The organism is Deinococcus sp. (genome assembly GCF_025362455.1).
Classification (GTDB): domain Bacteria; phylum Deinococcota; class Deinococci; order Deinococcales; family Deinococcaceae; genus Deinococcus.
Genome location: NZ_JANYGJ010000034.1, coordinates 1 through 3892 on the forward strand (window position 1 = coordinate 1; position 3892 = coordinate 3892).

The window sequence follows — 3892 nt, forward strand, 5'->3', positions numbered from 1 at the left end:
GCCGCCCGTGCCGCAGGCGGGGTCCAGCAGGGTTTCGCCTAAGCGTGGGTCCAGCGCCCTGACCATGAAGCGCACCACGGCGCGTGGGGTGTAGAACTCGCCCGCGTCCCCGGCGGCGTCGCGCATCTCGCGCAGCATCCCTTCGTAGAGCGCCCCCAGGGTGTGGCTCTCGTCACTGCTGGTAAAATCCAGGGCGTCGAGCTTCTGCACCACCTCCTTGAGCAGGTAGCCGCTCTGCATCCGGTTCTGCACGCCCTTGAAGATTTCGGCGACCACCGTGCGCCGGTCACGCTGCCCCTCGCCTTGCAGGCCGCGCAGGGTGGTCAGCAAGCCCGGCATCTCGTCCGTCTCGGAAATCCGGAAAGTGTCCTGGTTGACGAAGGCTAGCAGGTCATCGCCGGTCAGGGTGCTGCGTGCCCAGTCGCGCCAGCGGTACGGCGCGGCGATCACCGGGCGGTAGGTGCGGCCCCCGAACTCGGCCTCGGCCTGGGCGGTTTCCTCCAGGTCGTCGAGGAACTTCAGGAACATCAGCCAGGTCAGCATGGGGAGGCGGTCGGCGTCGCCGCTCAGGCCCTTGTCCTTACGCATACTGTCGCGCACAGATTTGACCACGCTCGACAGGCGCTGGGCGGTAGATTGTTCAGGTTTGGCTTTGGAGGTGCGGGTGGAGGTCATCGGTCATCAGTCTGCCGCATCTGGGCCGGACATGGTCCCAAATGAGGCGCAGAGTGGGCGCGGTCCACTGACAGAAGGCACAGGCTCGCTACAGACCAACTGCTTCGACTTTCTCAGCGCTCCAGAGTCACGAACGCCACTCAGCAGAAAGTCTTTGACTACTGCTACCGGGACATTCGCGCCAGTCGATTGAGCAGGGCCTGCTCCAGGCGCGAGTATCGAGAGTCGGCAACTTCACCCTGTCGAGATCTACGCCGTGCCACACAAGACGGCTGGACCGCCCGGTCAAGAGCAGTCCAGCTCAGCCAAGTAGGAGCGCATGTACACAATCGACGCATCGGCACTATTCCTGGGCGGTGCGGCAGATGAGGGGCCTAACTCATGGTCACAGTTGGCGACTCAGGGGAGATCTGAACGGTCAATCGTGAGCCGCTGGCAGGTACACCGAATAACCCGAGTGACATCAAATGTTTCCCCAGAAACAGTCACTGTCGCTGGCCATGTAACTTCAATGTTGTTGGTTGAGGTCGTGATGGTTATTGGGGTAGATCTGCCACCGCCGCCACCGCCGCCACTGCCACCACTGCCACCACCGCCACCACCACCGCCCCAAGACACTTCTATGTCCGTCGAGTGATTTCCCCTCTTGGCGGTGACAACGATATCGCCGTCATCGGCAGCGGCGACACTGGCGATTCCGAGAGAGAGGGCAGACAAAAGCAGGATCAATCGGCGCATGGTGAACTCCTTGAAGGTTTGGGCAATCAGGCGATGGGGAGCGGAGCTGGTTTTACCGTTAAGGCAGCGGTCAGGGAATGACGCAGTTACACCGAACTGTGCGGATCACGTCGTAAGTCTTTCCAGCAACGACGATTTGTGCGGGCCACGAAATTTCCTGGTAAGTGTAGGGATACGGGACGCTCGGGTGGGAATCGGCAACGTCGTCGCCGCTATCGCTACCACTCTCGTTACCACTAACCTGGCCGCCACCGAAACCCTGGAGTGAATATTCTCGACCGTTTTGGGCTGCGGGCTTGGCGGTTACTATAATGTCGTCTCGTGCAGCAGCGGCAAAGCTGGCGATTCCTAGCGAGAGGGCAGACAGAAGCAAGATCAATCGGCGCATCGTGAACTCCTTGAAGGTCTGGGCAACAAGTGGGCGGGTGGCGGAGCTGGGTTTACCGTTAGGGCAGTGGCAGTATTTCGGAGACCACGCAGTTGCACCGGATTGTGCGGATCACGTCGTAAGTCTGCCCATCGACGACGACTTTGTCCGGCCATGAATTTTCATAGTAGTTGCTTGGTGGATACGGGACGTTCGGTTCGGTGACGCTTGGATGCGGTACGTCCGGTTGGGAGTTGTCAACGCCACCGCCGCCAGTACCGCCGCTGCCACCACTGCCCCAACTACCCCAAGGCATCCCTATGCGTGGCGGGTCTCCTCTCTTGGCGGTGACAACGATGTCACCAGTACTGCCGGGATGAGGCATTCCTCCGTCTATCTGAAGATTGGGTTCTATATAGGTTTTGACAACGACAGCCTTGGCAGCGGCGACACTGGCGATTCCGAGCGAGAGGGCAGAGAGAAACACGATCAATCGGCGCATGGCGAACTCCTCGATGGTATAAGCATGGGGTAAATGGGGAGGCAGCCGGTGCATAGGGCGCGTCAATGTCATCAAGCGCCGGGAGCAGATTGGAACACACTGCATCCTGAGTGGTCGCTGCTCCCCTTGCCCCCCTTGATTCCGGCTCGTTTGGGTGCTAAAGGGCGCTGCCCAAACGGCGCGAAGCTCTCGCAGCACTTCCACCATTCACCACCGAGATTCGTGGAGCGAACCGCCAGATCCTGACAGGGACTTGCACCAGTTCTCCTCGGAGAAGTGCAGCACCCGACAGCAGTCCATCGTCTGCCTCAGCGCTCTACACCAATCAGGAGCAAAATGCAAGGATTGTGCGCATGGGACCGCTCCGCTTACCCTTCCAGTAGTTCTTACTTACATGCTCAGACAGACTTGAGGAGACTTAGATGATCAATCCGCGTATTCTGGTTTCGCTATCGGCCCTGACCCTGGGTGCTGCACTGGCATTTTTCACTTCGGTCAGTTCTGTTGGCCCCACGGCACCGCAGGTCTCACTCGCCTTTGAGCGTCCACTGGATTGGATCGTCGATAACCGACCTGTACCGTACCCTGGGACTGTGATTACCGTTACCAGAGGCGGTTGACCTTGTTTGACCAGGCCGTGAGCCGGGTCTAGCCTGACGCTGGGGTATGTTGTGCCGTCTGGTTGGCGCGAACGCGACCGTAAGTCGTCCCCTCGGCGAGCGATTACTCAATGCCGTCGCTGGGGATCATGCCGAGGTGCAGCAACATAACCGAAACCTCCTCGCTGTGGGCCTCCTGCGCCAGACGGACGTACTTTTCGAGCAGTTCGTCGAGCTCCCGGCGCAGGTTCTTGACCTCTTGCCGACGAAGCGGCAGGTACGCCCAGGTGTTGACCTCCCTAACATTCGTCTTCAGGGGATGGTCAACAGGCGTTTCGGACGGCACAAACCGCCGCACCACGGTGGCCTGCTCATCGAGCGAAATGTGAAGATCCCAGGTGACCGATTCCTGCTTGGCCACCTGCTTCAGGCCAGCCTTAAAGGTGTCCCACAGGGGATCAAACTGTTGCTCGATGTGCTGCTCGATAAAATAGACGTCGAGGTCTTTGACTATGAATGATGAGCTGACCGCGCGGTAGAGGGCGGCGTGGGTTGAGGGTTCATGCCCCATCTGCATGACCAGGCCATGTTCCAGAAACTTATTCACCCAGTACAGCATGCGTTTGGCTGAGATGCCGCAGAGTTTCCCCGCTTGCGCTGCGCTACGGGTGCCGGTCATAAACGGCACCAGCAACTTGACCTTATCTGTTTCCAGCAGGGTGAGCGAGCGGTCCGAGACGCCATGAAAAACGACAGTGGGAGCTGACACGACTCAGCCTCCGTCGTCCAGGCCTAGAGCCTTACGCCGACAGTAACGCACAGACCTGACCACTCTCGGCGGGTGTTGGGCGCTGCCCCCGCCAACTTCACGCATAAATCAGCCTCGGCAACTCATCCAGCGCTTGCCGCAGCCGGGTGGTGCCGCCGAACACCTTGCCCACCTCGCTGAAGTTCATGAACCGGGTCGCGGGCAGCACCTTGAACACCTCGGCGCTACCATTCAACTCGTTG

The 3892-nt window shown here is 59.8% G+C and carries 4 protein-coding genes; 1 reads left to right on the forward strand and 3 read right to left on the reverse strand.

Annotation, left to right across the window (positions count from 1 at the left end; genetic code table 11):
- Nucleotides 1-675, reverse strand: a 675-nt coding sequence (locus tag Q0R23_RS02450; RefSeq protein WP_293910007.1) for an N-6 DNA methylase, incomplete at its 3' end; no start/stop codon positions are given.
- A 633-nt stretch (nucleotides 676-1308) separates the two neighbouring features.
- On the opposite strand from Q0R23_RS02450, the gene Q0R23_RS02455 reads away from it, so the two are divergent.
- A complete protein-coding gene (locus Q0R23_RS02455; protein WP_293910009.1) occupies nucleotides 1309-1494 on the forward strand; it encodes a hypothetical protein in 186 nt (61 codons plus the stop codon).
- A 365-nt stretch (nucleotides 1495-1859) separates the two neighbouring features.
- On the opposite strand, the gene Q0R23_RS02460 is transcribed toward Q0R23_RS02455, so the two are convergent.
- Both Q0R23_RS02460 and Q0R23_RS02465 read right to left on the reverse strand, forming a co-directional pair.
- Nucleotides 1860-2282, reverse strand: a complete 423-nt coding sequence (locus Q0R23_RS02460) for a hypothetical protein (RefSeq protein WP_293910011.1) — start codon at nucleotides 2280-2282, stop codon at nucleotides 1860-1862.
- 723 nt (nucleotides 2283-3005) lie between these two features.
- Nucleotides 3006-3650: a hypothetical protein gene (locus Q0R23_RS02465; protein ID WP_293910013.1), complete on the reverse strand. Its 645-nt coding sequence runs from the start codon at nucleotides 3648-3650 to the stop codon at nucleotides 3006-3008.
- Nucleotides 3651-3892 lie beyond the last annotated feature (242 nt).

Excerpts from the sequence above, each read along its gene's own strand:
- Q0R23_RS02460 (WP_293910011.1), bottom strand. The coding sequence starts at position 2,282 with ATGCGCCGATTGATCGTGTTTCTCTCTGCCCTCTCGCTCGGAATCGCC.